A 26,513-nucleotide genomic window follows, 5' to 3' on the forward strand; every position below is an offset into this window, starting at 1 on the left:
GAAGTTCGATTGTAAACTCACTTAGTTATTTTCATCAAAAATGTGGAAAGTAGTCTTTTGAATCAATGATTAGGGTCAATCATTCGATCGATTTGAATCGAATAGCAGAAGCGATCCCCTCGTGAAATCGACTCTCCATGCACGATCGCACCTACTTCGGTAAAAGCCGTATGTCGATAGACAATCAAAGGATGTCCCAACGAGACTTCTAATTGCTCACCCGTTTCATAATCCGCTTGCGTACATTCAATCACGGCATCAATTTTTTTAATGCAGATGCCGTACTGTTCTAAAGTTGTAAAAGTTAATTTTTGACGTAATTCTTTTCCATAAGCTTTTGCTAGCTCTGGCACAATATAAGTAATATCAACACAGCTCGGAACATTATTAAATAAAAGGACTTTCTTTTGCAGATAAGCGATCGCGCAATTCAAGATTTTCTGAACATGAACAGGTGCAGTCACTCGCTCAAAGCTCAAAGTCTGCACAGTAATTTCAATATCCTGTCGTGCTAGATCCGCTTCGAGTAACAGCGGACTAGACAGCGAATACACGACTTTCTGTTGAATGGAAACGAATGCACCTTTTCCCCGTTGTACATTGACTAATCCTTGTTGTGTGAGATTCGCGATCGCACGTCGAGCCGTAATTCGGCTCACCTCAAACTCAGCCATCAATTGATGTTCACTCGGAAGTTGATCGCCAGGTCGGTAGATACCTGCTCGAATACGATCGCGCAACTTCTCAGAAATAGCTAAATGTAGAGGGAAGGTCATTTTTTAGTTTGGTAGCCTCAAGTACAGATCCACAATTGCTCTAAAATTAGGCTTGTTATAACAAGTTGAAAGATGAGCTATGAACCCGACTATTTCTGAGTCTAACCTGTTAGGAGACAGAACAGTTCTCACAACTGCCGCTCTGAAAGAATTGAATACTCGATCGACCTTGAAAGGATTAATCCGTTTTACTGCTCATCTGCTAATTCTGGGAGTGAGCGGATACCTATGGGGAACTAACTTTGGTCACAATTGGGCAATTGCTGTACCCGCTTTGGTGATCTATGGTTATAGCTTGGCTGCAATGTTTGCTCCGTTGCATGAATGTTCACATCGAACTGCTTTTGAAAACAATACATTGAACGATTTCGTGTGCTGGTTTGCTGGAGTGCTGTCGTTTTATAACGGCGCATTCTATCGGCGCTATCACAAATGGCATCATCGCTATGTGCAAAATCTCGAAAAAGATCCAGAACTCAGCGATCCAATGCCCAAGAACTTAGGAGAGTATCTGTGGACGATTAGTGGATTGCCTTGGTGGTGGAGCAAAGTCACCACGCATATTCGAGTCGCTTTAGGACAAGTTGAAGACTATCCCTATATTTCAGAAGAAGCGCGGGCAGATGTCATTCGCTCGACTCGGCTTCAGCTTGCGGTTTATGGTGTGGCGATTTTAGTGTCGATCGCAGTTCAGAAACCCTGGTTTGTGATGTATTGGCTTTTCCCGCTCTTTGTCGCGCAGCCGATTCTGAGAGGCTATCTCTTCGCAGAACATACCGGATGCAGCCATGATGATAATCCATTGACGAATACTCGATCGGTCATGACCTTATTCCCGATGCAATTCATCATGTGGAATATGCCGTTTCATGCGGAACATCACATGTATCCCTCAATCCCATTCCACCAACTGCCAGCAGCACACGAGCAAATTAAGCAGCATCTTGCTCACGTTGATTCAGGCTATATCAAAGTTAACCTCGATATTGCAACAAAGCTTGTATGAGTGAGTGTTTTACGCTGAAAAATTTTGAGCTTTACTGTGGGAAAACGCTCAGTGAAGCTCAGATCGTCTATCAAACTTATGGAACGTTAAATGACGATCGCTCAAATGCAATTCTCTATCCAACCTCTTACGGCGCGCAGCATTCAGACATTGACTGGTTGATTCGTCCAGATGGCATCTTAGATCCGACAAAGTACTTTGTGATCATTCCCAATATGTTTGGCAATGGTCTTTCAACTTCGCCAAGTAACAGCGATTGGGGGATTTTTAGCCATTTCGATAATGTTCGTGCCCAGAAGCAACTTCTAGAAGAAGTATTTCAAATCGATCAACTAGCTTTAATTTACGGTTGGTCAATGGGCGCACAGCAAGCTTATCACTGGGGCGCGCTGTATCCTGAGAAGGTGCTACGCATTGCTGCATTATGTGGAACGGCTCGAACCACCGATCACAATCGCATCTTTCTGCAAAGTTTGCGGAGTGCATTAACGGCTGATCCGGCTTGGAATGGAACGAGATTTGAAGCCGTTCCCGATCGAGGATTTCAAGCCTTTGCTCGGATCTATGCAAGTTGGGCAGCTTCTCAAGCCTTTTACCGAGAAAAACTCTACTATCCACTAGGCTATACGTCGCTTGACGACTATCTTGTACGATTTTGGGAAGCGAGCTATCGCAAGCGTGATCCGCATAACCTTTTAGCTATGATTCAGACTTGGTTAGACTGCGATGTAAGTGACAATCCGATCTATCAAGGAGATTATCAAAAGGCGCTTGGCGCGATTCAGGCGAAAACACTGGTCATGCCTGCAACTACAGATTTGTATTTCACGCCAGAAGATTGTGCAGCAGAAGCAGAATTGCTCCCCAATGCAGAGTATCATCCGATTCGATCAATCTGGGGGCATCGCGCAGGCAATCCTTATCAAAGTCCAGACGACGAAGCCTTTATTCGATCGCACATTTCCACTCTATTAAGCCACTGACCTATGCTTTCTCAAATCGCTCGTGATCAAGGAATTCGCTACTTTCTGATTTCATTTACTGATCTCTTTGGCGTTCAGCGATCGAAGTTGGTTCCGGCTGAAAGTATCGATCAAATGGCATCCGATGGCGCAGGATTTGCAGGGTTTGCGGCTTGGTTAGACATGACTCCGGCTGATCCTGATATCTTGGCAATTCCTGACCCAGAGCAATTGATTCAGCTTCCCTGGCAACCTGATGTTGCTTGGATGCCTGCAGATTTGCATACGATTACTGGAGAGCCTTTAGAACAAGCTCCACGAGTCGTTTTGAAACGAGTTCTGAAACAAGCTGAGGATCTGGGCTATCGAGTTAAAACCGGGGTGGAATGTGAGTATTTTTTGCTGAGTGCAGATGGAGAAGACATTTCCGATAAGCTCGATCGACAAAGTAAGCCTTGCTATGATCAACAAGCTTTGATGCGCCGATATGAGGTGATTCGCGAAATTTGTGACGTGATGCTATCACTTGGTTGGGGAGCTTACCAGAATGATCACGAAGATGGCAACGGTCAGTTCGAGATGAATTGGAAGTATGCGGATGCTCTCGTCACAGCCGATCGACATGCTTTCTTTAAGTACATGGTGAAAGCGATCGCTGAAAAACACGGACTCCGCGCAACCTTCATGCCAAAACCCTTTGCTCATTTAACAGGAAATGGGTGCCATACTCATCTTTCAGTTTGGGATAGTAGCGACAAAGAGAATCTCTTCTATGACCCACAAGGAGAGCTAGGACTTTCATCACTGGGATATCAATTCATTGCAGGAGTATTGAATTCAGCAGAAGCGCTGTGTGCGATTACGAATCCGACTGTGAATTCTTACAAGCGAATCAATGCCCCTGCAACGCTATCCGGCGCAACCTGGTCGCCCAATACTGTAAGTTATAGCGGCAACAATCGAACTCATACGATTCGGATTCCCGATGCAGGACGGTTTGAATGTCGCTTGCCAGATGGGGCTGCAAATCCTTATTTACTGCCTGCTGCCTTAATTGCAGCAGGACTGGATGGAATTGTTCACAAGCTTGACCCAGGCATTCGACGCGATAACAATAGCTATACTGATCCGCTACCTGCTGGCGAGGCTAAGACTCTACCTGCAAACTTGTTAGATGCGTTGCGGTGTTTGGAGAAGAGTGAGGTAATTGGTAAATCTTTGGGTAAGTCTTTTACTTCTGCATATCTCAAACTTAAATATCAAGAATGGCAACAAGCAAATGCTGCCATTACGCCTTGGGAACTGGACAACACATTGGACTGCTAGTATAAGCTAAGTGTCAAAAAGAGTCCCCAGGATCGATCGATTGCATCAGGAAACTTATCGATCGACTGATCCCATCACCAAATCAATACTCGCTAAAATCACAAAAATGTCCGCCACCTTCCGCCCTTGAATCAATTTCGGCAGCACTTGCAGATTGTTGAAATCTCCAGGGCGGATCTTCCAACGCCACGGAAACACATTGTCATCGCCAATGATAAAAATTCCTAGCTCTCCTCGACCTGACTCAACCCGAACATAATGCTCACCCTTCGGAATCTTGAAAGTTGGAGCAATTTTTCTCGCAATAAACTGATAGTCAAACCCATTCCATTCAGATTTCGGGCCTGCCTGAATTCGCTGAGCTTCTAAATTCTCATAAGCTCCACCTGGCAAAGCTTTTAATGCCTGCTGAATTATCTTGATCGATTCTCGCATTTCCCGTATCCGTACCGCATATCGAGCATAGCAATCGCCCGCCGTATCCCACTGAATCTCCCAATCTAGCTCGTCATAGCACTCATAATGATCCACCTTTCGCAAATCCCATTTCACGCCAGATGCCCGTAGCATGGGTCCTGTCACACCCCAATTGATGGCATCTTCACTCGTGAGGACTCCGATCCCTTCTAACCGTCGTCGAAAGATAGGATTATCACTCATCAGTCGCTCATACTCATCTAAGGTCGGCAACATGTAAGTGCAGAAATCAGCACATTTATCGACCCAACCATACGGCAGATCAGCAGCCACTCCACCCACTCGAAAGTAATTGTGATTCACCATGCGATAGCCTGAAACCGCTTCAAATAAATCAAGAATCATTTCGCGATCGCGCATCGTTGGAAAGAATAAAGCCTGCGTTCCCACATCTCCCACAAACGGGCCAAGCCATAGCAAATGATTCACAATTCGCGTCAGTTCGAGCATGATCATCCGAATATAGCTCGCTCGTCTCGGAACTTCGATTTGAGCTAATTTCTCAACTGCATTCACGGTCACTGCTTCATTGAACATTCCACCATAGTAGTCCCAGCGACTCGTATAGGGAATGAACATTGTATTCGTGCGGTTTTCTGCAATCTTTTCCATGCCACGATGCAGATAGCCAATCACAGGTTCACAGTCTAGAACATCTTCGCCATCCAATGTGACAATAATTCGGAAGCAGCCATGCATCGCTGGATGGTGAGGACCCATATTGATCACCATCGGCTCTGTTTTCGTTTCAATCCATCCCATGAGTTGAATTCCTGAAGTGCGCTTGCCTCCACTATCCACAACTCATTCGCACAGATCTTGTAGATTCTTCCGTTTTTTGTAGATTGTTACGCCTGGTTTTGGATCATTCTTGGGGTCACACCGAGCAAGCGCTTACAGTGACGATGTAAATGGCTCTGATCCACGAATCCAACCATTTTGGCAACTTCAGCGATCGACCATTTTCGAGTCATCAACAATTCTCTCGCACGCTCAACCCTTGCTCGAATTACAAACTGATGCGGAGTCACGCCAGTCGATTGTTTGAACAATTGAGAAAAGTAATGCGGACTCATTTGAGCGATCGCAGCAAGTTCATTTAAGCTCAGATCCTGCTCTAAATGAGCCTGAATATACTCAATCACATGCCGCAATCGATAGTGAGAAAGCCCGTTTTCGTAGGTTTGCAGTAAAGGGCGACGATTTGAATAATGCTGGATCGTATGCACAATCAAAGCATTTGAGATCGCTTCACCATAGAGCCGACTTGCACTTCCTTCCTGCTCTAGTACAGATTTCAAAGCAACAGCCGCTTGATAAACGAACGGATCAGCCGTAGCAAATTGGGGAAGTAGCTCAATCCGATCAGAATTTCCTACTTCATGCACAGCATGAGCAATCACTGAAGACTCAACGCTAAAAAAGATCACACCACCATAATCAAACCAGCGACTTTGGCAACTCGTATGAGCTGGAACAATTACCATATTGCCGTCTGCTACTTGTTCGCATCGGAATTGACCATTCAGCGATCGCTCTGCAACTTGAGATTTACCTGTATTCGTAAAAATCGCAATCCCATTTTGCGTAGAAATGACTTCAGGCGTTTCTCCAGGAGGCATGAAATCGTATGCAAAGTAAATCCCTTGCCATCCCGCCTGCAAACTTGTCAACTGAGGCGATCGCCGAAACACCCGTTCATATGCAGCCACTTTCTCTTCAGCAATGTTGATCTTTAACATGCGTTTGATTTTAATTCCTGCAATTTAATTGTGACTCATGCTTGCACACAGTTAATCATTTCTTAAGCTGAAAGCGCGATCGAATTCGCTTGAATAATGGTATTCAGTGTTACAAGGATTGACATGCAGCATCAGAAAATTTTAAGAATCGCAACGCAGGGGAAGTCTTTGCTAAAAATTACTTCGCAGGTGAATGCGATCGTGGCTGACTCTGGAATTAAAACTGGATTGTGCACCTTGTTTTTACGACATACTTCTGCAAGTTTGATCATTCAGGAAAACGCTGATCCAGATGTGTTGCAAGATCTAGAGAATTTCTTTGCCAAGCTTGTTCCGGAGTGGGAAAACTATATTCATAGTACAGAAGGCCCAGACGATATGCCCGCTCATATTCGGACAGTCTTAACCCATTCTTCAGAACAGATTCCAATTTCTCAGGGTCGGCTCGTGCTCGGAACTTGGCAAGGAATTTATCTATGGGAGCATCGGCAGCATCGGCACACTAGAGAGCTAGTTGTGCATGTGATGGGTGAATAGTGGAGAACAAACCATGAGGCGATGGGCGGTTTCAGTTTTGATCATGGGAAGTCTGGCGCTAGGAGGCTGTAGTGTCGAGAAAGCACGGGCACTTCAGGGAGCAGCACTTCAGTTTCGCAATGAGTCCTTGAGCGCGATCGAAGCCATTGACACCATGCGAAAACGAGAATTGGAAGCGCCGACTCGATCGAGTGCTGAAATCCGTCAGGCTTTTGTAAATCGAATTTTGAACTCTAAGGTTGAAGTGAGTGGGGAGATTATTGATTTAGCGATCGACCCATTCCAACCGCCGAAAGTTGCAGAATGGGATACATTCATTGCAGACTTGCGAAACCAGTATGAAGGCTTTTCAGAGATTTTCAACAAACTCGATAGTAGAAGTACAGTGAGCCGAGATGAAGTGAAAAAATCAGCAGAGTATGCAAAGACTTTAACCGTACAGATGGCAGTATTAGCAAAAGCAATTAGTGACAATCCACCTGTGCTAGTACAGCATCGAACCACCGCGATCGTCAAACTACAAGCGATCAAAAAAGAGTATCAATCGATTCAAGCCAGAATTAAAGCAGGCGAAACAGCCTTAATTGCACGAAAAGCCGAGCTAGAAAATCAAGCAGGCGAGGTTCTAGGCGAGTGGCAACAGATTAAACAAGAAGAACAGCAAATTCTAGAACTCACCGTGGCTCAATGTATGCGAGCAGCAGCAATGGGCAAAGAAGTGATTGAAGCTGCAAATCACTATGACGATTTGGATCTCAATCAGATGAATGCTTTGATTCCCAGAATTTTGACGACTGCATCTACCTTTACAGGACGAGACTATACAACCCTCAGAACGAAAGCAACGCGAATTGTCTCGGAAATTCAAACTGACCCGTTGTGGCGTGGAGTAGCGCAGAAATTACTCGATCGAGCCAATGCCGCCGCTGGAAGTCGAATTCCCGATCGCGGTGCAGAAGTTGGGATTCGGAATTTGGAGAAATAGAGATGTCCGAGAAAAATGAGCTTTTCTTTCAGCAAGCATCTGAGCTGTTGAGTAAAATCGAGATTCGTTATCGACAAGCAGATTTTGATGAGCAGGTGCAGTTAAAGAAGGAACGCGATCGCGCAATGGCTCTGTTTTCTAAAGCTAGATTAGCAATCTTGAAAGAGGGGATAATTTGTACAGATGCGGACGTGGAACAGATGCAGCAATTGAAGCAGCAGATCGATAGTTCAACAGAGATCCTACAAGTCGTGGCAACCATTGCAAAATTTACTTCATTTGTACGATTGAGATTTCTGCTTTGAGATCAGGAAGTTCAAGTTTGCTGATCGATAAACTCAAAGATTCGATTTCATTGCAAGCCTATCAATTCCTATCGACAACTGCACAATGCTCAAGAAACTGTAGCAGCGAGCACCGCCCCCTGACGAATCGGAATCTCAAGGAAAAACTCTGTTCCTTTGCCCACTTCAGACACACAGTACAATTTGCCTTGATGTCGTTCAGTCACAATCTGATAGCTAATCGACATCCCCATTCCCGTTCCTTTACCGATCGATTTTGTCGTAAAAAACGGATCAAAGATACGGGGCTGAACTTCTGGAGGAATTCCGGGGCCATTGTCTGCGATCGCGATCTGAACTCTCCCGTGCTCCAGCTTTTTCGTCTTAATCCGAATCGTACAAGGCTGAGAGTGAGACAGACCGCGCTGGTCTTCCATCGCATCTAGTGCATTTGCCAAAATGTTCATAAAAACCTGATTCAGTTGGCTCGCATAGCAATCAACGAATGGCAAATCTCCATAGTCTTTCACCACTTCTACAGCAGCTTGATCCGGTGTTGCTTTTAAGCGATGTTGCAAAATCAGTAAAGTACTATCAATTCCGTCATGCAGATTCACGGGTTTGACTTCTGCTTCATCTAACCGTGAGAAATTACGCAGAGAAAGCACAATTTCTTTAATGCGATCAGTTCCGATCCGCATAGAAGCTAGGGTCTTCTCTAAATCCTGCGCGAGAAACTCAAAATCAATTTCTGCTAAATACTCTTGAATCGACTTAGACCCATCGGGAAACTGCTCTTGATAAAGCTGAATCAAGTGCAAGAGAGCTTGAGTATACTCATCCACATAAGTAATATTGCCGTGAATAAAATTGACAGGGTTATTAATCTCATGCGCCACCCCTGCGACTAAATTACCCAGTGCAGACATCTTCTCGCTCTGAATCATCCGCAGTTGCGACTGCTGAAGCTTTGTCATTGCATCCGACAACTCTTTGGTACGTGCTTCTACTCGCTTTTCGAGAAGTTCATTGGATTTCTTAAGATGTCTTTGCTCCATCGCCTGCACCTGCACCAGAATGGCTAACAGAGCCACTGCCATTCCCGCCACAATTAGAGCAATCATGTCGAGAAATTGCACCTGCGACTCGATATCCTCTTTGGGAATGACCAATGCCAATGCCCACTCTACCTCCTGAAGGGGGAGATAAGCCAGATAGTACATCTGATTGGCGACCTTTACCAACTCAACGCTCTCCTTGCTTTTGCTCATCTGAGGGAGCGCTTTCAACAACTCACTCTCATGAAAGTGCACATGAGCGTGATTATCAGTATGGCTCGTATGCGTAACAATCTGCCCTTGAGAGTCGATCGCAAAAGCATAGCTGTGATTGCCATATTTCACGCTGCTTACCACTCGATTAACGCGATCTAAGCGGACTAGAGTGTGAATCTCTCCGATCGGCGTACTATTCGTATCAAATCCCTGGCGAATGGGAGCGGCAATCGCCAAGGTAGGGGTATTGTTTGCTCGGCTGATAATCGGATCACTGACATTTGTAATCCCTTGCATCACTTTCTGAAAATATGCGCGATCGGATACATTAGCAGGCTTACCTCCCACAACATTGCGCCATCCGTCCGGTTTACCCACGGCGATCGCGTAGACATCACTTAATCGTAATGTTTCCGCCTTTAAGTAAGGTTCAGTCGTTTCCCAATTCATCGATTTCACTTGCTCCGTATTTGCCAGAGTTTCAATGTGAATTTTCTGATTGGAGAGCCAGTGATCGAGGCTATCTCGCCCCTGCGATAGTTCGAGAAAAACATTTTTCTTCAAACTTTCGAGCATCGAATTGCGCACTAATTGATAGCTGTAGTACGCTCCACTACTCACAAGGAGTATCACGCTAGCAATCAATAAGCGAACCAGTAAATTGCGTTGATGAGCAGCTAGATTTGTGGGATTAAAACGCATGAGGAATAAGACAAGGAAGAGTGCGAATTCAGACAGGAAGAGATTTTATGAGATGGGGCGATCGCCAGGTAACAAAGGAACAGTGGGAAGGTTTTCAAATGTCATTTTGAACCAGTCTTGCTGGAGCTTTTTCAGTTCTCCCTGCTGCTGTTGCTGTTGTAAAAATTGGTTCAAAAAATCTAGTAATTCTCGATCGCCTTTCTTCACTGCCCAAGCTGCATATGATTTGCGCCCAACTCGCTCTCCCATCTCAAAAATGGCAGGTTTTTCATCGACGAGTAGAGACAACGACACAATATTGTGCAGCACTGCATCTAATTTTTGATTAACCAAATCCTGATATGCTTCTGTAAATCCTCGATACTCTTTAACTTGTCCGATCTTGCCGCCTTGTTTTTCTAACTCGGCTGATAAGTCGGGTACAGCCGCCGCCGAGATTCCTCCTTGTTGTACTCCCAGGGTTTTCCCAGAAAGGGAGCGAAGACTTTGAATCGAGGAGTCTCCTTTACGTTTGATATAGGCGATCGTGGATTCTGCGATCGGGATTGTAAAGTCGAGAAATCTGGCGCGTTCGTCAGTGATCCCAACGGCGGTGAGTGCGACATCGTATTTGCCATAATTCACACCAGGCAGAATACCCTGCCAGGGCACAATACTTTGTTGAATTTTAAAAGGCACAAGTTGCTGAAGCCGTGCAAACAGTGCGTGGTTAAAGCCCGCTGGTTTACCGTTGAGTAAAAACTCGAAAGGAGCATAATTGTCCTCAGTCGCAACTTGGAGATAGCCTCGACGCTGGATCTGATGGGTGAGCGCTTGACTAATTTTGAGCGTGGGCTGACCTTGTAGCGGGTTTTGAGAAGTCTGAAGACAGCCCTGCACGCCTGTGGTCATGAGAAAACTGGTTCCAGTCTGAAGAATAAACCGTCTACGAACTGTCATAACAGATCCCAGGGAATTTACTCTTTATAGATTGCCCGGAACTGATTTGCAATTTGACAAACTCAGGCTTGATCGGCAATAGGGGCTTTGTTCTGGGTTTTGAAGGGGGCGGGGGTAAGCGCATTCAGTTTGGGGAGTAGGGAGATGGGGAGTGGGGGATGAACTAGTAGCAGATCGTCTTCTCAGATTTTATTGGGGTACAACGGCTCGATCGCGTTTCTGAACGTGATGTACTGGATTCATACGTCGCTCCAGATAGCTAAAGAGTTGAGATGACAGTAAGGTCAAGGCAAGATAGATCAAAGACACGATCGCATAAAGCTCAAAGGGTCGATAGTTCTCAGCAACAATCAACTGTCCTTGGCGAAAAAGCTCCTCAAATCCAATAATCGCGACCAAAGTTGTGTCCTTGAGCAACGAGATAAACGTATTTCCCAAGGGCGGTAACATCCGACGCAAGGCTTGCGGAAAGATCACATACCGTAGAGTTTGAGTAGTATCCAGCCCTAAAGACGCTGCTGCTTCGGTTTGTCCTACCTCGATCGAGACAATTCCAGCGCGTACAATTTCAGCAATGTAAGCGGCACTATTCAAACTCAAGGCAACGACAGCAGCAATAAAGCGATCGAAGCTAAACTCTATCCCCAGTTCTTGAATCAAAGCCGGAATGCCGAAATAGATCATAAAAATCTGAACCAGCAACGGTGTACCTCGAAAGAAATCAACATAAGCTCTGGCTAACCACCGAACTGGCTTTGTTTTTGAAAGACGAGCAATCCCAATCAATGAACCAGCAACTAAACCAATGGCAATCGAAATCACAGCCAGTTGCAGCGTAATCAACGTTCCTGCTAAAAGAAGCGGAAGTGCGCTCGTAATGGTTGTAAACCAGTTCGACTGGGTCTGATTCGTCGCATTTGGAACTGCTTCGGGTAAAGCGGGTGGCTCTGTATTAAACCATTTGCGATAAATCGTTCGGTACGTTCCATTGCTGAGAATCGTGCCTAACCCTTGATTGATTCGCTCTAAGTTCGGGGAGTTTTTCGGAGTTGGAATGCCCAAGTACTCCTCTGTCAAAAGCTGACCACTGACCTGAATATTTTGCAAGTTCCCCGTTTTGAGCGCGTATTGCAGAATCGGCGCATCATGAACCACAGCCGCAACATTGCCATTTTTCAGTTCTTGCAGAGCTATCACGGAGGCATCAAACGTCCGAATCTGAGCATTCGGAATCTTCTGTGCAGTTTGCGCTCCTGTCGTTCCGATTTGCACTGCGATCGCTTTGCCGTTCAGTTCTTCTAGCGAACTAATGGGCTGACTTTTTGGAGACGCGATCGCGAGTCCTGCCTTAAAGTAAGGGCGCGAGAATGAAACGACCTCTGACCTTGCAGGTGTAATCGTCATTGCCCCAACGGCTGCATCAACTGTTCCCGCCTGTAAGGATGGAATAATTCCATCAAAAGAAATGTTCTGAAATCGCACCCCAAACCCGGCGACCTTACCAATCTCTCGAATCAAATCAATATCAAATCCTTGAAGCTCTCCCGCTTCGTTACGAAACTCAAATGGGGCATACACAGGCTCGACCGCAATATTGAGGACGGGCTGACTGAGCGATCGCAGCGGATTCAAGACAACGAACAATGTACAAATCAGAGCTAAAGCAATTGCACGCCATTTCATAGGAAGTACGTTTAGTTTTTTCCTATATATTAATGAATGATTCTCAATCGCGATAATTCTGTCTGGAGGGACATGTCAGCCTTCTCGATCGCGTTTTATTTTACTCCCATGAAGCACGCAATTCAGTTTGACAACCTAGAGAAGAGTTTCGGATCGCTGCCTGTACTGCAAGGTATCAGTGGCTATGTGGATGCGGGTGAAGTTCTATCGATTATTGGTTCGTCGGGATGCGGTAAAAGTACTCTGCTGCGATGTTTGAATCGATTGGAAACGGTCGATCGCGGAAAGATTGTGATCAGTGATTTAGAAATTTCTAAGCCACAGCTTTCATCACGGGAGTTGAAAGAGGTGCGATCGCGAATCGGGATGGTCTTCCAGCAGTTCAATCTCTTTCCACATTTGAGTGTGCTAGAGAATCTCACCTTAGCTCCTCAACAAGTTCTCAAGATTTCTCGAAGCGAGAGCAAAGAGCGGGCAAAGTACTATCTTCAAGAAGTTGGCTTAGCAGACAAAGCAGAGATGTATCCAGAGCAGCTTTCAGGCGGACAACGGCAGCGAGTTGCGATCGCCAGAAGTCTCTGTATGGAGCCTCAAATTATGCTCTTTGATGAGCCAACGAGCGCCCTTGATCCTGAGCTAGTCGGTGAAGTCCTAGCAGTGATGCGTCGATTAGCTGAAGAAGGCATGACAATGGTGGTTGTGACTCATGAAATCCAGTTTGCGCGAGATGTCGCGAATCGAGTAATGTTCCTTGATCAAGGTCGAGTTGTTGAAGAAGGACTAGCACGGGAAGTTTTGACAAATCCAAACAGCGATCGACTACATACTTTTCTCAGCCGTATGCGGCAAGCTCAAATGATTTAGCTTTTACTAGTCAACCGCTTCCCTTCTCCCTACCAAATTTATTCCGAGACGTTAAGAACACCTTAAGAGAACGGGATTTCGGAATTTCTTTGGTTAAGGTGAAGGCTATATAGATACCTCCTAACTGCGTCTTTTGCCCCGTTGCGTCCTTCTGGAAAGCGGGGTTTTGTTTTATCGCTGAATTGGGACAGCCGAGAACCAGGCTCGGAACATTAGTGCCCCGACTAATCCCATCAAAACAAAGCAGATCAACATCATGCTTCGCTTCAGCCGAACAAAACGGCTATGAGCTTGATTCTTAGTTAGTTCAATTTGTGCCTCTTTCTCCTGCAAAGCTTGCTTGAGTGCGGCGATCTGAGACTGAGCGATCGCTAAATCCCGTTCTTTTGTTTCTACAGTGCGATGAGCGATCGCCAAGGATTGACGCAACTCATCACCTTTTTGCTCTGCAACTGAGAGAGATTGATTCAGCGATCGTTGTTCAGCTTGTAATTGTTCGACTTGCTGGCGAGCAAGAACGAGATCTTGACTCAGTTGTTGTACTTCTTGTTCTTTCTCAGCCAAGGCTCCCTGCTGACAATCATCGACAAACCGCTGCATGGTCTGTTCGCACTCGTCTAGACAATCACTTTCGTATTGATCGATTCTTTTTTGCAGTTCTTCCAACTTTCGGTGAGCTTTCAACGAAAAATCCGCTTCACACTGAGCGAGCACACTTTCTAGCTGATTAATCGTCTGTCTCAATCTTTCTTGTCGTTCCGCATCTTCTGCAGCGCGATCTAATGCGGGTTGATAGATTTCAGTCAATCTTCGCCGCGTCACAATTCGATTACAATCCGCTCCTTCTTGATGGCACTTAAAAGTGATGTGCCCATAGCTTGGCTCATCTGGATAGATAAAAACCCGATGACCACCCTCACTGCGATCTTCCCGCCATCCTTCTTTTTCTGCAATCCGCATCAATGCGCCAGAAGTGAGAACAGGAGGGTAGCTATCAATCGCGGCTCTAATCTCATCCAAGGTCGCCATAACAGTTCTCCTTTCATCTTGAGGATTGAGGAAGCGCCTATGTCGGCAATTGCCCTTGAGGATAACAAATTCTGACGAGTGCTGTCGCGAACGTTAAGGGAAAATGAAGGTCAGGAAGATAGAGAGAAAGATAGAACTTCCAAAATTCATCTCCCCATCTCCCTAATTGCCCAACTTATTGCCCCAACTCTCTCGATCGTGCCGTCGCCGCCTTCACTGCCTGAATAAACGCCGATCGCACCCCATTTCTCTCTAACTCTCCAATTCCCGCGATCGTTGTCCCACCTGGACTGGTCACTCGATCTTTCAAGACTCCCGGATGAATTCCCTCTTCGTCCAAAAGCTGCGCCGTTCCTTTGACCGTTTGAATTGCCAATTCCATCGCGATCGCTCTTGGCAATCCTGCTGCCACACCGCCATCTGCTAACGCTTCAATCACGATCGCAATATATCCCGGCCCCGATCCCGACAATCCCGTGACTGCATCCAGCATCGACTCTGGCACTTCTACGACTTTGCCAACGGTGCCTAAAATCTGAGTGGCTTGCTCCAGATGATGTTTCTCAGCATGTTGACCGCCCGCGATCGCAGTCATGCCCGCTCCAACTGCGGCTGGCGTATTCGGCATCGCTCGAATCACAGGCTGCCCTGGAAACGCTTTCTCTAACTGCTTTAAGGTTGTGCCTGCCAAAATCGAAATCACTAACGCCGATCGCGTTTGTCCTGCTAACTCCTGAGCAACTTTGGGAAAAATCTGAGGCTTAACTGCCAGCAGTACGATCTCCGACTCTGCCGCTTGCCGATTCTCATTCGTGACGTGAACGTTGTACTGTTGCGCTAAAAGTTCCTGTCTCGCTTGAGAAGGCTCACTCACAACGATCGCGTCTGCCTCAAACACCTTCTGAGCAACAAGGCGGGACAAGAGCGCTTCGCCCATCATCCCGCCGCCAATCATGCCAAATTTTCTAACCAATCTACTGCCCTCGCACGAAATGGATAAGAGGGCTACAGATCTACCATATCTTTCGCCCTTGATCCAGTGCTGCAATTAACCTTGAACAGCTCTTGGTTCAGCCCCCCAAGCCGGAGTCGGAGTCGAGGTACGCGGGCGAGCCGGAGCAGGCTGAGGCACTTCATTCAAGACACCTGCTTGCGTACTGACTTGCACACAGCTTGGCGTAAACAAGAAGATGCTTTCGCCAATGCGCTCTTGATGACCGTCGATCGCGTAAGTTCCACCTGCCACGAAGTCAACTGCGCGTTGAGCTTGATCCGGATCCATAATGGTCAAATTCAGCACCACAGACTTGCGCTCACGCAAAGCCTGAATCACTTGCGGCATTTCTTCAAACGTGCGGGGTTCAACCACCACAACTTCCGAAATTCCATTTGCAGCACCGGGCATTCCAATCACATTGTTCATAGCAGTTCCTACACCAGTTGTTTCATTACCAATTCCCACAGCTCGACTGCGAAAACGATCCCGTCGCGATTGGGGTTCTTCAGCTGCTGCTGTAGGAGCAGGCGCGGGAGCCGCCTCTTCTTGATAGAGAGACTGATACTCTTGCCCGTCCATCTCGTCATATTCGTATTCGTACTCAACCGGTTCGTTGAGTCCGACAAAATCACGTAATTTGCTGAAAATACTCACTGTTCACGCTCCATCCGAATAAGTTCGAGTTTTCTGAAAAGTTACGGTCAAATCATTGAGAGTAGCAGAGTCACCACTGAATTCAATTTGATTACTGGATTGTCATTTCCAAGCTGCTTTGCCGGAAAGCAAATTCAATTTTGTTGTTTGACAGCTTAGATAAGTTCTTATACTGCTGCACAAATAACGAGATTGATGAATTAGTATACATCCAGCCATCAGAGTTGCATACTTTCCTTGGAGTTTTTTGCCCTCCGGGTGCAATTGTATCGATACTTTTGAAAGTTGGATCAATTTTCCGAAATTTTCTTTGAATTTTGTTGCAATTCGGAGCCGTAAACCCTTCCAGCCACTCCAAACTGTTGAGATTTCCGCATTGATCGCCTAGCACCAAGAATTTTCCTGATCGAAAAAGCGATCGCTTTTCATTAGAATTCCGGCGTATATATCCAGTCTGATGTAACCTAGCCAATTAAAATACAAGCCAAATTTATCGCTCTACTTTGCGAGAATTCACCAGAAGGCTTAGTAGTATTTGTTACTAGCCGGAATCATATATTTGCAGTTTCAATTCGTTAGGCATGATTTCACTGCTCGCGGACTATATACGCTCTCATAGATATTGAAAATTGGCACAATATCTTAGCGTCTTGCCCCGAATAAGATCCGTCCTGGGCGAATCATTGTTGCACCTGCTTGTAGGGCTAAACCATAGTCATCTGACATGCCCATTGAAAGCTGATCCAGTTGAAGATGGCTCTGAATCTGAATCTTTTCTGCTAACTCTTTTGCCTGCTGAAAGACTTTCAACGTTTCAGATGGCTCTAGATCAAGGGGCGGAATAACCATTAAGCCCCGAATCTGCAAATTCGGTAAAGCAGCAAGCTGGGGCAACGCTTGCCAAAGTTCCTCCACAGAGAATCCTGCTTTATTGGGATCGCTTAACAGCTTCACTTGCAAACAAATCTGCGGATGACGATTTTGTTCTTGCGCCAAACGATCGAGCCTTTGTGCCAATTTCAAGCTATCCACTGATTGAATCCAGTCAAACAACTCGATCGCGCTTTTCGCTTTATTACTCTGTAAGTGCCCAATCAAATGCCAAGTCACATCGGTGAGATCAGCCAGCGCTGCGCGTTTTACTTCCGCTTCCTGCACGCGATTCTCGCCAAAATCTCGAATTCCGGCAGCATAGGCTGCTCGCATTGCCTCAATCGAAACCGTTTTCGTCACGGCAATGACTCGAACCTGGGGTGGAATTGAGGCGCGAAATTGGGCAATACGATCGATCAAATCGGTCATTGGAAGGTGCGTTTATGGATTATCTGAAGTTGATCGTACTCCTTGTTCATCCCGGTTCGTCGTAAGATTCTCATGCGAGCTTCAACGAGCATCTTCGCATCGGTGCGTCCGATCGGCTCAAATTCCAATCCGTCAGAACTGTTAAACACCAAGAAGAATAATCTTTGCGCGTAAAGCGTACTGAATAATTCTCGATTCTCTTCCACCAAACACACCCGGAAGAGCAACCCAAATGTTGGGTGATTTAGATAATTCTCTGTATCCATTTACAGTCCATAAGAAACAAGTGGATAATTTGCTATAGGATTCACAGATTGTAATCATCAATTGCAACAATTTATCTCGTTTGTGATGAATTGAGTAAATTATCGACCGCAAAACCAGGTGGAAAAGCGTCGTAGTGAATAGACCCAAATCTGTTAGATGTCTGAAATTATCTTGATTGCCGCGATCGCGCAAACCAATGGGGTCATTGGCGATCGTGGTCAACTCCCGTGGTCAATTCCTGAAGATCTCAAACGGTTCCGACAACTCACGCTGCATCATACCGTTATTATGGGTCGAAAAACTTGGGAATTTGATCTCCGAAAACGTCCCCTCCCTGACCGTCGAAATATTATCATCTCTTCGCAGAGTTTACAGGCAGATGGAGTGGAATTTGTGCGATCGCTGTCGCAAGCCTTGGAATGTACAGATGCGAAACGATTTATCATCGGTGGTGCATCGATTTATCGACAGGCTTTAGCTGTGGTCGATCGTATGGAGTTAACGATCGTCGAAGGCAATTATTCTGGTGATGTGTTCTTCTGCGAATGGCGCGATCGTCTTTCAGATTTTGAATTGCTGAACCTCGATCAGCAAGATGGATATCGCTTTGAAACCTATCAGCGCCTCGTACCCACTTGAAAATATTTGTGTAATACCGAATCAATTTATTAGCGCGACAGATCCTTTGCCTCCTAAATCCCCAATAAAAAAGCCCAATGACCAATGCCATCGGGCTTGCAACCAAAGAACTTTAAACCTTATCGAATGTATTCCTTCAGAACGCTATTCCGATTCGGGTGACGTAGTTTTCTCAACGCCTTCGCCTCGATTTGACGAATCCGTTCGCGAGTCACATTGAAGATTTGCCCGATCTCTTCGAGGGTCTTCATCCGACCGTCGTCTAAACCGTAACGCAGGCGCAACACGTCTTTCTCACGGGGGCTGAGTGTTGCCAAAACGCCTTCGAGATCTTCACGGAGCAAATTCTTAGAAACTTGATCTTCCGGAGTTTCGCCATCCGATTCGATAAAGTCACCCAAGCGAGAATCTTCTTCTTTCCCGATCGGCGTTTCCAACGAAATCGGCAACTGAGCAGACTTAGCAATGAAACGCAGCTTCTCAATGGTCATTTCCATCCGAGTTGCGATTTCTTCTTCAGTCGGCTTGCGTCCCATTTCTTGAGACAACAATTTCGTTGTCTTCTTAATTCTAGAAATGGTTTCGTACAAGTGAACCGGAAGGCGAATCGTTCTCGACTGATCCGCGATCGCTCGCGTAATCGCCTGACGAATCCACCAGGTCGCATACGTCGAGAATTTGTACCCTTTTTCGTGGTCAAACTTCTCAGCCGCCCGAATCAGACCCAAGCTGCCTTCTTGAATCAAATCTTGGAACGACAGGCCGCGATTCATATACTTCTTCGCGATCGATACAACCAGTCGCAGGTTCGACTGCACCATCTTATCTTTGGCGCGACGACCTAAATGCAGGCGATGTCGGAACTGTTGCAGCGGCATTTTGACTTCTTGTGCCCAATCTGCGTCGGTTGGTTCGCGATCTAACTTATCTGCAAGTCGGAACCGAATCCGCTCGAGTTCGAGCAAATCAGCAATCTTCCGTGCCAATTCGATCTCTTCGTCGGCGCGCAACAGGCGAATCCGACCGATTTCTTGCAAATACAACCGGATCGAATCTTCGGTGTAATGCTTTTTCTTAGCTTGAGTCCGGCGACGAGTGGCACGTCCCTTACCGGGTTTCCCCTCTTCATCGTCATCCGCTTGATCGGAATCGTCGAGATCCTCAAGGTCGTCTAGATCTACGTCTACGTCTAGCACTTCTGAAGGGTCGAATGCTTCTTCAACAAGTAAGTCTTTGGCTTGGGTCATGCCGCGTTCCTCATGCTCCTTAAGTAATGAAGTAAAATGTCCCAGCACTGAAATTCCAGAGGCTGATCTGGTCGATGCAGTCTAACTGACCAGAGGCGACGACTTTCGCGAGAAACCTCTCACGATTCAATCTGGCTGGTATGCAGTAGAGCGATCGCGTCAATGATCATTCAAAATCTCTTGCCACTTTTATTTTCCGAGGAAATACGGTTGGCATCTCGCGATTTTTTGAGATCATTATTTCTAAATGTTTGGAATGTCTCCCCGATTGTAGCCTTTCTCACAAAAGTTGCACCCTCTTTCTGATTTCTTTATTTGCAATTTTGGTTAAATGTGCTGTGCTTGGCGTTCACGTTGCCATTTCGATAGAGCGCATTACCGTTGATGTAGCGGCTCTTTTGTTGGGTTTGCACAGGCATTCTCCGGATTGCAGAAGATTGGGGTCTCTTGCAGGGGGCATCGAACCTAATTTAAATCTAGCGCAAAATCTTGATGTAATCTCCGCTTAATTTCTTGATGCGTCCTCCAAAAGATGTAAATCTATCTATCTCTGTTGATAACGGTAGCCGATCTTTTGAAGACTGAAACATACCAAAGATTAGCTTAATTAATCAGGGTACTCACTAGAATTGGGGATTGAATTCGACGAAAAGCGTGAAATTACCGAGATCTGATGCCACTTAATTATAGATAACGAGGATTTATTGTTCGTCAGCTTTCTCTGATGAACAGGGACAGAGAATCAGATATTTTTATACCTTTCTAAAGATAAATTAGAGAAATCTGTCAATGGGCAGATCTCAAACAGGATGACAGTAGTGTCGGGCAGAGGCGGAGTGAATTAAGGAGAACAGAACCTCAGTACTGAGGGGTTTGACCAAGAACCCATCTACGTCTGGTCGTTGTTCTTGATGGAGCCAGCTTGGAGAATCGGTTTCGGTGACGATGACAAGGGTTGTGCGATCGGCATTAGAGAGCAGTCTGAGTTGATGAATGACGGTTTCGGAGCGGAGATGCTCTTGCAAAATGATCAAGCAAGGGGGATTCTGAGTAACCTTCGCAAGCGCTTGATCGGCGTTCTCTACAATTTCAACGTCGAGTACTACTTGTTGAAGTAACGATTCCAATCCGTCTAATTCTTCAAGTTGAGGAGCTAACAGTAGGATATAAGTGGACGGAAAAACCATGACAGAGTTACAAAGCTAGAGTTTTAATATAGCGGCTGCCGAATTGGGTTCTTTTTAGATGAAATTCGCTGAAAATCTTTCAAGGATTGGGTTTGAATCCTCATTTATTGTTTTTTATGCTTCGGTTTTTCTTAGCTTTTAAGCTTTTAGAAATCTTTCCTGTAAACTTTATAGAACGAATCTTCAATTTCCTTAGAAACACTCAGACTGGTGATTCACTAAAAAAGATGAATTCTGAAGGTTACCTGCGCTACAAATGGCTTACACCAATACTTTCAAGAATCGTTGAGCAAAAATCTAGTCGATCTTAGATGCGATCGACGATCCATTTTTTTAGATTTCATCACAACTTTATTCATCAATGAATGGAAGATTACTTTCATTTAGATTTAAGCTTTTATTCATGATTTCAAGCACTTATTTTGAATTGTTTTCTTAATAGTTTTGATAGAATTCTCTTCCTGATGCTGTTGCGAATTTTGGATAGCCTGCTTCGATCAAGGCGCGATCGCGAATTCGGCAAGAGTCACAGATTCCACAAGGTTCGGTCTCGCCTTGATAGCATGACCAAGTTTTCTCGATCGGCACGCCTAATTTCACCGCCCGTTTCACAATGTCGGTCTTGGAATCGGTAATCAAGGGTGCAATTAATTTCGGCGCATTCCCTTCTAATCCTGCTTTAGACGAGAGTTGAGCAAGCGTCTGAAACGCGGCAAGATATTCAGGGCGGCAATCTGGATAACCTGAATAATCGACAGCATTAATGCCTAAATAGATTGCCTCTGCGTTTTGAGCTTCTGCCAAAGACAGCGCGATCGCAATAAACACCGTGTTTCGTCCGGGGACATAAGTAATCGGAATCTCATCGGGCTGAACACCTGCGATCGGAACTTCAATGGCTGAATCTGTTAAGGCTGATCCTCCCCACTGAGCAAGGTTAACATCCACAATGAAGTGCTGCAGGAGGTGCAAATGTTGAGCAATGTCCTGAGCAGATTGGAGTTCGCGATCGTGGCGCTGACCATAGCGAAATGAAAGCGCGATCACATCATATCCATCTGCGATCGCTTGGGCAGCGACGGTTGCTGAATCTAGACCACCGGACAATAAAACAACGGCTTTCGGCATCGCGACTGATTGAACAACGACTTACGTCCTTTTTACCATTCCGTCTCTCTGTTGCCTGCCTGCTCACATGTTTGCTTAATCTTGCTCACCGTTTTTATGAACAGCTCGATTCATCGAGCGGGATAGATGCGGATTGAGCTGCCAGTGCGGAAGGAGTCGTGAACTCAAAACTAGGACGCAACTGATAGGCATGAAGTTGCTCCTGTAGCGATTGAGCGACGGAAGAGACAAATAAGTCTGGACAGCGAAAGGAAATGTAATCTAACGCGATCGCGATCTGTAAACTTGCTAAATCTGGTCGCTGTTGGGCTGAAAAGCTCGGTAAATCTTGAACCGATAAAGTTTGTAAGACTCGCGTCAGTCCTCGTTCCGTCTGTTCAATCAAAGGATGGGGAGGCAGATCCGCTGGAGCATAGCGTTTTAGACTGGTATGACGAAAAGCAGTTTCCAGCAGCATTTTACCCAGGGCTAATCGCTGCAATGCTTGTAGAGAGGGTGATTGCGCGATCGAGGCTGGAATCAGATAGCGAACAATAATACTACTTTCATATAAAGCTTCAGTTTGATTCATCTGCAACACTGGAACCGTAGAGAATGGATTCACTCTAGTTAGCGTTTCGGGAGTATCCCACGGGTTGACCCAGATTAATTCCAAATCGGGAACTGCATATTCTAGAGCGCAAACTAATACCCATCGGGCAAAGGGAGAAGTCGTATTCAGATAAAGTTTCATCGCTTAAATGGACTCTGGAGCGCGAATCGAAGCGGGTTGAGGAATACACAGGATACAAACCGTCGAGATGACCAGCGCGATCGCACTGATCGCATAGAGAGGAAGATAAGAACTCACTTGACGCAGTAGAATTGCCATCCCCATACCCGCGATCGCCTGCGTCAAGGCAAACGAAAACGTCATCGCTCCCCAAGCTCGATGGTGTTCCTGCGTGCCTACTAACTGCAAACAATATGTCGAAACCAGAGTCACAATTCCTGGTGTAAACATACCAACTAAAAACGCTGAACAATGCAACATCCAAAGCTTTTGCGTCACCAAAGGGATCATAACCCCCAGCGCTTTTAGCCCAAACCCTAGCACCAAACACCGCCGCACTCCCAAACGATCGCCCATCACTCCGGTCAAGAGCGGACCTACAGCCGCACCAATGCCGAACAGTGCCCAGGACAGTCCTCCTGATGCCAGTGAGAAACCTAAATCCCGAACTAAAAAATCAACCCAGAACAAGGTATGAGGCAAAAAACCGACTGCATTGAGCGCATAGGCAATCAAGAGATACCCGATTCCCCAATTCATCAAGTGCGATTTCACAACGGGCGGAGTAGCCGCAGAGGAATTTGGAGAACTATCCAGTTCAGCCCAGGTTTTCCAAGTCATCAGTGTTAGCCCAGCGCAAGCTAATCCCATCGCGACCCAAGCAACCTTGACATGAATCTGTACCAGCACGGGAATCAACAGTCCAGACAATGCAGCACCTAACCCAATCCCCGAAAAAATAACTCCAGCCACACGACTCCGCCTGTCTTGGCGAATGTGGGGAAGAACCATCGGAGCAGCCAAGATCATCAAGACTGCCCCACCCACTCCTGAGAGAAATCGCCAAGTATAAAACCATCCAAATCCCATTTGCGGAAAAGCGCAGGCGAAGTAACTGCTCGCACACAAAAGCATCGCTATCCGCATCAACGTTGCACGCCTCACAAGTGAGCCAAAGCGTTGAATTAGGAAAGGACCCAAGAGATAGCCCAACAATGCTGCTACTCCCAATTGGGCTGCTTCTTCTTGAGAAAACCAATGGGCCTGGATCAGCACAGGCATCAGTGTGATGTATGCAAATCGCCCAATGCCATTACCTGTAAAGGTTGCAGCTAATCCAGCAAACCAGAAATCCGATCGATAAAAACTCTTCACTTGATGACTGGAGGTATAGAGTGCAATCAAATTAACGCTGATACAGCGACTGAACCTGACTTGGTGATTGTGAGTTGATCACGCAGTGCTTGGACAACGCGATCGGCATCTAAGAGCGCTGTCGAATTGACAAACGGACGCGGCAAGATGAACGTGTAAAATTTAGGTCCTTCGATCGGCGTGCCTAAAACCCAAAAGTTCGGATATACAACATTCGCTGGACTAATCAGATTCAGATCGCTGGAGACATCTAAGCCACCCGGATGAAACTGCCCATTCATAAAAGGTCGAGAGATTTCATCTGCAATCAACTGGCGAAGCAGGGGGTTCGCACTGGCTTGAGGAGGAGGCATCGCAATTCGAGAACGAATTAACGCGTGGGCTTCAACCTGCTCAAACATGCCTTGAATCACGAATCGCCGCCGAGTTTGATCAAACTGACAGCGTGGATGAGGTCCTAAATCAAGTTTGAGAATTCCGGCGGATTGCAGGGCAAGCATTTCTTCAAGTCTTGCTTTGGGTGGACCAACTGCTAGGCGATTCATAACAGGAAGAAAGGTCTGGACAAACCAACGGTGACTGTCTTCAGTCAGTCCCCCAAAATCAACGACGTAGCGCAAATTATCTCGCAGATCTCGCAGCACATCGCAAGCTGCTTTAAACGGGTTCGAGAGATTGCCTTCGTTCGCGGAACTTAAATCCTCGTGCAAGTAGCTGTCTAACCAGGTTTTGTAGTGCTCATATGTCGATAAGCTTTGAGAGGGAATTGGATTGACTAAGCGCTGCCAGTCAAAGTGCTGATGCAATGGAATCTCAGCAGCGATCAGCGATCGCCGTTGTCTCTGTGTGGCAGCAAGATAGGAATTCGAGAACTGATGAGCAGCAGTAAAACCTTTGTGTTTTTGCACATAAGTTCTGCTGTATACGAATTCCATATCTGCTAAGAGCAATGGGAGAACTTGCGTTTGAAAATCGAGTTGTCCATGTTTTGCTCTGAGTTGAGCGATCGCTGATCGGGTGAGAAAGCGAGCTTGATACTGCTCACGCAATTCTTTCTCATTCCGGGCGCGCGCCGTAATCGGCAGCCCGGATCTGGCAAAGCCAATCATTTTTGGTTCCTGACCCGAAGCTTGATAGCAGACTTGACCATTTTGCTCGCGATTAAATTTACCGCCTCGTCCGATCGTCAGCATCGAGATCACATCACACGCTGAGAGTCCTAGACCTTCGATCGCGACCGTTTCATCAGGCTGAATTCCTTGAACCGCTGGATCTAGAGGATAGACCGGAAACAATCGCTGTTCGGATTGCTCTGGAGTTAATGGCTCCTGCTCATGACCTGTGGTGAGAAAAGTGTATCGAACAAAATGAGTGTCACCCGACTCATCTTTTAATTTCCAGATTGTCCCTTCTGAAGCTGCGATCGGCGATGCTGCGACGACATACTTTGAAACTGTGACAATCTTAACGGTGGTGGGTGCTAGGCTGCACAAGTAGTCAAAGCTCCAGGCTAAATACTCTCCCAGTCGCTTTCTTGGATAGTAGGCATTTGGATCAGAGGGAGAACTAGAGCGATCGAGATCGCAAAGCCATTCATAGAAGGAAGGACCTGCAAGCTGAAATCCTGAGCCTTGAACAGTTGGATCAGAAAAGACAGTGATTTGACTGGCAATTGTATTCACCAACAAATGTTCGGGCTGATGGACTGAGTGGCAGCCCGAACCAAAGGGATCACGATCGAAAACCTTAACAACAATCGGAGCTAAAAACTGATCGGCTCTGGCGAATGCAACAATTCGTTCTAAAACACTTAAGCCTCTAGCGCCTGCACCAATAATCGCAATCAGATCTCCCGTGGTATCTGCCTGATTCAGTGAGTTTATCTTCATTCGATCGTCTTACGGTTGTTAGACATCCTATGGCTCAATCGGGAACTGCTCTCATCTTTAGCTCGAACTCAATAATGCCCACGCCAGGGATGCTTTAACCAGGCGATCTATGTATTTAGTATAAAGAAGTACTTCTAATACAAGGTGTCCGTATGATGGTTAAGTAGAAGATTTGCCTGATAAATTATGGTGATTACAATTCTGGAACCCAGAGTATAATTCGTTGAATTCAGTACTCATTTGGTATATTCAAATGCTTCAAACTCCCCCTACCATTGCAGAACTAAAGCAAGGTGACTTAGCGGTGGTTGTTGCCGATCAGCAAGGAAATGTGGTTGATGTCAATTCACACTTTGAACGCATTTTTGGGTGGACATCAACAGAAATTATTGGACAACCGCTCACCGTAATTCTCCCGCCATTTTTTCAAGATGCTCACAACTTAGGATTTGCACGCTTTTCAGCAACGGGACACTCAAAAGTCCTGAATCACCCCTTAAACCTAAAGGCTGTCACGAAAGACAATCAAGAAATTGAGTCTGAGCATTTTATCGTTGCAGAAAAGCAGGGCGAACAATGGTTATTTGCAGCAACTTTGCGTCCACTATAACGATCATCGAGCCTGAGTGTAGAAGTAGATGTTGGGGGAGAAAATCCTTGCTGCAATGCACTTAAGCATCCTTAACACGG

26 protein-coding genes are annotated in these 26,513 nt (G+C 46.0%); 9 read left to right on the forward strand and 17 right to left on the reverse strand.

From position 1 onward, the window contains the following. Positions 1-62: 62 nt before the first annotated feature. Positions 63-776, reverse strand: a complete 714-nt coding sequence (locus tag J0L70_RS01380) for a GntR family transcriptional regulator (RefSeq protein WP_287452776.1) — start codon at positions 774-776, stop codon at positions 63-65. A gap of 79 nt (positions 777-855) precedes the next feature. On the opposite strand from J0L70_RS01380, the gene J0L70_RS01385 reads away from it, so the two are divergent. The 3 genes from J0L70_RS01385 to glnT are packed head-to-tail and all read left to right on the forward strand — an operon-like array spanning position 856 to position 4,070. After that, positions 856-1,782: a fatty acid desaturase family protein gene (locus tag J0L70_RS01385; protein ID WP_287452778.1), complete on the forward strand. Its 927-nt coding sequence runs from the start codon at positions 856-858 to the stop codon at positions 1,780-1,782. Further along, complete coding sequence (locus tag J0L70_RS01390) at positions 1,779-2,765, forward strand: alpha/beta fold hydrolase (RefSeq protein WP_287452780.1); 987 nt, start codon at positions 1,779-1,781, stop codon at positions 2,763-2,765. The genes J0L70_RS01385 and J0L70_RS01390 overlap by 4 nt, the downstream gene beginning before the upstream one ends. Positions 2,766-2,768: 3 nt before the next feature. Then, positions 2,769-4,070 (forward strand): type III glutamate--ammonia ligase, encoded by a 1,302-nt coding sequence (gene glnT, locus J0L70_RS01395; protein WP_287452781.1) that lies wholly within the window; start codon positions 2,769-2,771, stop codon positions 4,068-4,070. Between the two features lie 54 nt (positions 4,071-4,124). Here glnT and J0L70_RS01400 read toward each other — a convergent pair whose 3' ends face one another. Then, positions 4,125-5,309: an NAD(P)H-quinone oxidoreductase subunit H gene (locus J0L70_RS01400; protein WP_268180460.1), complete on the reverse strand. Its 1,185-nt coding sequence runs from the start codon at positions 5,307-5,309 to the stop codon at positions 4,125-4,127. Positions 5,310-5,395: 86 nt separating this feature from the next. Further along, entirely contained in the window at positions 5,396-6,289 is an 894-nt protein-coding gene (locus J0L70_RS01405; protein ID WP_268180462.1) for a helix-turn-helix domain-containing protein, read from the reverse strand. Between the two features lie 123 nt (positions 6,290-6,412). On the opposite strand from J0L70_RS01405, the gene J0L70_RS01410 reads away from it, so the two are divergent. The 3 genes from J0L70_RS01410 to J0L70_RS01420 are packed head-to-tail and all read left to right on the forward strand — an operon-like array spanning position 6,413 to position 8,116. Continuing rightward, positions 6,413-6,826, forward strand: a complete 414-nt coding sequence (locus J0L70_RS01410; RefSeq protein WP_287452783.1) for a secondary thiamine-phosphate synthase enzyme YjbQ — start codon at positions 6,413-6,415, stop codon at positions 6,824-6,826. Positions 6,827-6,839: 13 nt separating this feature from the next. Continuing rightward, a complete protein-coding gene (locus J0L70_RS01415) occupies positions 6,840-7,811 on the forward strand; it encodes a hypothetical protein (RefSeq protein WP_287452785.1) in 972 nt (323 codons plus the stop codon). A 2-nt stretch (positions 7,812-7,813) separates the two neighbouring features. Continuing rightward, positions 7,814-8,116 (forward strand): hypothetical protein, encoded by a 303-nt coding sequence (locus J0L70_RS01420; protein ID WP_017290488.1) that lies wholly within the window; start codon positions 7,814-7,816, stop codon positions 8,114-8,116. An 89-nt stretch (positions 8,117-8,205) separates the two neighbouring features. Here J0L70_RS01420 and J0L70_RS01425 read toward each other — a convergent pair whose 3' ends face one another. The 3 genes from J0L70_RS01425 to J0L70_RS01435 all read right to left on the reverse strand — a co-directional run bounded on the left by J0L70_RS01425 (position 8,206) and on the right by J0L70_RS01435 (position 12,693). Beyond that, entirely contained in the window at positions 8,206-10,071 is a 1,866-nt protein-coding gene (locus J0L70_RS01425; RefSeq protein WP_287452787.1) for a sensor histidine kinase, read from the reverse strand. Positions 10,072-10,116: 45 nt separating this feature from the next. Continuing rightward, entirely contained in the window at positions 10,117-11,010 is an 894-nt protein-coding gene (locus tag J0L70_RS01430; RefSeq protein ID WP_190653501.1) for a transporter substrate-binding domain-containing protein, read from the reverse strand. Between the two features lie 189 nt (positions 11,011-11,199). Then, complete coding sequence (locus J0L70_RS01435) at positions 11,200-12,693, reverse strand: ABC transporter permease subunit (protein ID WP_287452788.1); 1,494 nt, start codon at positions 12,691-12,693, stop codon at positions 11,200-11,202. Between the two features lie 108 nt (positions 12,694-12,801). On the opposite strand from J0L70_RS01435, the gene J0L70_RS01440 reads away from it, so the two are divergent. Further along, positions 12,802-13,557 (forward strand): amino acid ABC transporter ATP-binding protein, encoded by a 756-nt coding sequence (locus J0L70_RS01440; protein WP_036046625.1) that lies wholly within the window; start codon positions 12,802-12,804, stop codon positions 13,555-13,557. Between the two features lie 171 nt (positions 13,558-13,728). Here J0L70_RS01440 and J0L70_RS01445 read toward each other — a convergent pair whose 3' ends face one another. The 5 genes from J0L70_RS01445 to pipX all read right to left on the reverse strand — a co-directional run bounded on the left by J0L70_RS01445 (position 13,729) and on the right by pipX (position 17,805). Continuing rightward, on the reverse strand, positions 13,729-14,586 hold the full coding sequence (locus tag J0L70_RS01445; RefSeq protein ID WP_287452789.1) for a type II toxin-antitoxin system HicA family toxin: 858 nt from the start codon (positions 14,584-14,586) through the stop codon (positions 13,729-13,731). 175 nt (positions 14,587-14,761) lie between these two features. After that, positions 14,762-15,559, reverse strand: a complete 798-nt coding sequence (proC, locus tag J0L70_RS01450) for a pyrroline-5-carboxylate reductase (RefSeq protein ID WP_287452791.1) — start codon at positions 15,557-15,559, stop codon at positions 14,762-14,764. A gap of 75 nt (positions 15,560-15,634) precedes the next feature. Beyond that, on the reverse strand, positions 15,635-16,237 hold the full coding sequence (locus tag J0L70_RS01455; protein ID WP_017290481.1) for a cell division protein SepF: 603 nt from the start codon (positions 16,235-16,237) through the stop codon (positions 15,635-15,637). Positions 16,238-16,879: 642 nt separating this feature from the next. After that, the gene (locus J0L70_RS01460; RefSeq protein ID WP_190653497.1) at positions 16,880-17,539 is read right to left on the reverse strand and encodes a YggS family pyridoxal phosphate-dependent enzyme; all 660 of its coding nucleotides are present in this window, start codon (positions 17,537-17,539) and stop codon (positions 16,880-16,882) included. Then, positions 17,536-17,805, reverse strand: a complete 270-nt coding sequence (pipX, locus tag J0L70_RS01465) for a transcriptional coactivator PipX (protein ID WP_017290478.1) — start codon at positions 17,803-17,805, stop codon at positions 17,536-17,538. Before pipX ends, J0L70_RS01460 begins: the two co-directional genes overlap by 4 nt. Before the next feature lie 157 nt (positions 17,806-17,962). Between pipX and J0L70_RS01470 the strand changes: the two genes are divergently transcribed. Beyond that, positions 17,963-18,445, forward strand: a complete 483-nt coding sequence (locus tag J0L70_RS01470) for a dihydrofolate reductase (RefSeq protein WP_190653496.1) — start codon at positions 17,963-17,965, stop codon at positions 18,443-18,445. 119 nt (positions 18,446-18,564) lie between these two features. Here J0L70_RS01470 and rpoD read toward each other — a convergent pair whose 3' ends face one another. From rpoD to J0L70_RS01500, 6 genes are all read right to left on the reverse strand, one after another. Next, positions 18,565-19,692, reverse strand: a complete 1,128-nt coding sequence (rpoD, locus tag J0L70_RS01475; protein WP_017290476.1) for an RNA polymerase sigma factor RpoD — start codon at positions 19,690-19,692, stop codon at positions 18,565-18,567. An 800-nt stretch (positions 19,693-20,492) separates the two neighbouring features. Continuing rightward, positions 20,493-20,879 (reverse strand): response regulator, encoded by a 387-nt coding sequence (locus J0L70_RS01480; protein WP_017290475.1) that lies wholly within the window; start codon positions 20,877-20,879, stop codon positions 20,493-20,495. Positions 20,880-21,314: 435 nt separating this feature from the next. Continuing rightward, positions 21,315-22,007: a 7-cyano-7-deazaguanine synthase QueC gene (gene queC / locus J0L70_RS01485; protein ID WP_287452793.1), complete on the reverse strand. Its 693-nt coding sequence runs from the start codon at positions 22,005-22,007 to the stop codon at positions 21,315-21,317. A gap of 94 nt (positions 22,008-22,101) precedes the next feature. Beyond that, positions 22,102-22,740 carry a glutathione S-transferase family protein gene (locus tag J0L70_RS01490; RefSeq protein ID WP_287452795.1) on the reverse strand — a complete coding sequence of 213 codons (639 nt, stop codon included), beginning with the start codon at positions 22,738-22,740 and terminating at the stop codon, positions 22,102-22,104. Positions 22,741-22,743: 3 nt separating this feature from the next. After that, positions 22,744-23,934 (reverse strand): YbfB/YjiJ family MFS transporter, encoded by a 1,191-nt coding sequence (locus J0L70_RS01495; protein ID WP_287452797.1) that lies wholly within the window; start codon positions 23,932-23,934, stop codon positions 22,744-22,746. 26 nt (positions 23,935-23,960) lie between these two features. After that, positions 23,961-25,823 carry an FAD/NAD(P)-binding protein gene (locus J0L70_RS01500; protein WP_287452799.1) on the reverse strand — a complete coding sequence of 621 codons (1,863 nt, stop codon included), beginning with the start codon at positions 25,821-25,823 and terminating at the stop codon, positions 23,961-23,963. 253 nt (positions 25,824-26,076) lie between these two features. Between J0L70_RS01500 and J0L70_RS01505 the strand changes: the two genes are divergently transcribed. Further along, positions 26,077-26,433 carry a PAS domain S-box protein gene (locus tag J0L70_RS01505; RefSeq protein WP_017290470.1) on the forward strand — a complete coding sequence of 119 codons (357 nt, stop codon included), beginning with the start codon at positions 26,077-26,079 and terminating at the stop codon, positions 26,431-26,433. Positions 26,434-26,513 lie beyond the last annotated feature (80 nt).

Source organism: Leptolyngbya sp. UWPOB_LEPTO1, from assembly GCF_017302695.1.
Lineage (GTDB): Bacteria > Cyanobacteriota > Cyanobacteriia > Leptolyngbyales > Leptolyngbyaceae > Leptolyngbya > Leptolyngbya boryana.

Bases quoted from the DNA above. Each gene is read 5' to 3' on its own strand.
- pipX (WP_017290478.1), bottom strand. From the start codon at position 17,805: ATGGATACAGAGAATTATCTAAATCACCCAACATTTGGGTTGCTCTTC.
- J0L70_RS01425 (WP_287452787.1), bottom strand. From the start codon at position 10,071: ATGCGTTTTAATCCCACAAATCTAGCTGCTCATCAACGCAATTTACTG.
- J0L70_RS01390 (WP_287452780.1), top strand. From the start codon at position 1,779: ATGAGTGAGTGTTTTACGCTGAAAAATTTTGAGCTTTACTGTGGGAAA.
- rpoD (WP_017290476.1), bottom strand. From the start codon at position 19,692: ATGACCCAAGCCAAAGACTTACTTGTTGAAGAAGCATTCGACCCTTCA.
- glnT (WP_287452781.1), top strand. From the start codon at position 2,769: ATGCTTTCTCAAATCGCTCGTGATCAAGGAATTCGCTACTTTCTGATT.
- J0L70_RS01385 (WP_287452778.1), top strand. From the start codon at position 856: ATGAACCCGACTATTTCTGAGTCTAACCTGTTAGGAGACAGAACAGTT.
- queC (WP_287452793.1), bottom strand. From the start codon at position 22,007: ATGCCGAAAGCCGTTGTTTTATTGTCCGGTGGTCTAGATTCAGCAACC.
- J0L70_RS01405 (WP_268180462.1), bottom strand. From the start codon at position 6,289: ATGTTAAAGATCAACATTGCTGAAGAGAAAGTGGCTGCATATGAACGG.
- J0L70_RS01420 (WP_017290488.1), top strand. From the start codon at position 7,814: ATGTCCGAGAAAAATGAGCTTTTCTTTCAGCAAGCATCTGAGCTGTTG.
- J0L70_RS01480 (WP_017290475.1), bottom strand. From the start codon at position 20,879: ATGGTTTTTCCGTCCACTTATATCCTACTGTTAGCTCCTCAACTTGAA.
- J0L70_RS01490 (WP_287452795.1), bottom strand. From the start codon at position 22,740: ATGAAACTTTATCTGAATACGACTTCTCCCTTTGCCCGATGGGTATTA.
- J0L70_RS01505 (WP_017290470.1), top strand. From the start codon at position 26,077: ATGCTTCAAACTCCCCCTACCATTGCAGAACTAAAGCAAGGTGACTTA.
- J0L70_RS01440 (WP_036046625.1), top strand. From the start codon at position 12,802: ATGAAGCACGCAATTCAGTTTGACAACCTAGAGAAGAGTTTCGGATCG.
- J0L70_RS01435 (WP_287452788.1), bottom strand. From the start codon at position 12,693: ATGAAATGGCGTGCAATTGCTTTAGCTCTGATTTGTACATTGTTCGTT.
- J0L70_RS01400 (WP_268180460.1), bottom strand. From the start codon at position 5,309: ATGGGATGGATTGAAACGAAAACAGAGCCGATGGTGATCAATATGGGT.
- J0L70_RS01380 (WP_287452776.1), bottom strand. From the start codon at position 776: ATGACCTTCCCTCTACATTTAGCTATTTCTGAGAAGTTGCGCGATCGT.
- J0L70_RS01430 (WP_190653501.1), bottom strand. From the start codon at position 11,010: ATGACAGTTCGTAGACGGTTTATTCTTCAGACTGGAACCAGTTTTCTC.
- J0L70_RS01500 (WP_287452799.1), bottom strand. From the start codon at position 25,823: ATGAAGATAAACTCACTGAATCAGGCAGATACCACGGGAGATCTGATT.
- J0L70_RS01415 (WP_287452785.1), top strand. From the start codon at position 6,840: ATGAGGCGATGGGCGGTTTCAGTTTTGATCATGGGAAGTCTGGCGCTA.
- J0L70_RS01445 (WP_287452789.1), bottom strand. From the start codon at position 14,586: ATGGCGACCTTGGATGAGATTAGAGCCGCGATTGATAGCTACCCTCCT.
- J0L70_RS01460 (WP_190653497.1), bottom strand. From the start codon at position 17,539: ATGACCGATTTGATCGATCGTATTGCCCAATTTCGCGCCTCAATTCCA.
- J0L70_RS01410 (WP_287452783.1), top strand. From the start codon at position 6,413: ATGCAGCATCAGAAAATTTTAAGAATCGCAACGCAGGGGAAGTCTTTG.
- J0L70_RS01470 (WP_190653496.1), top strand. From the start codon at position 17,963: ATGTCTGAAATTATCTTGATTGCCGCGATCGCGCAAACCAATGGGGTC.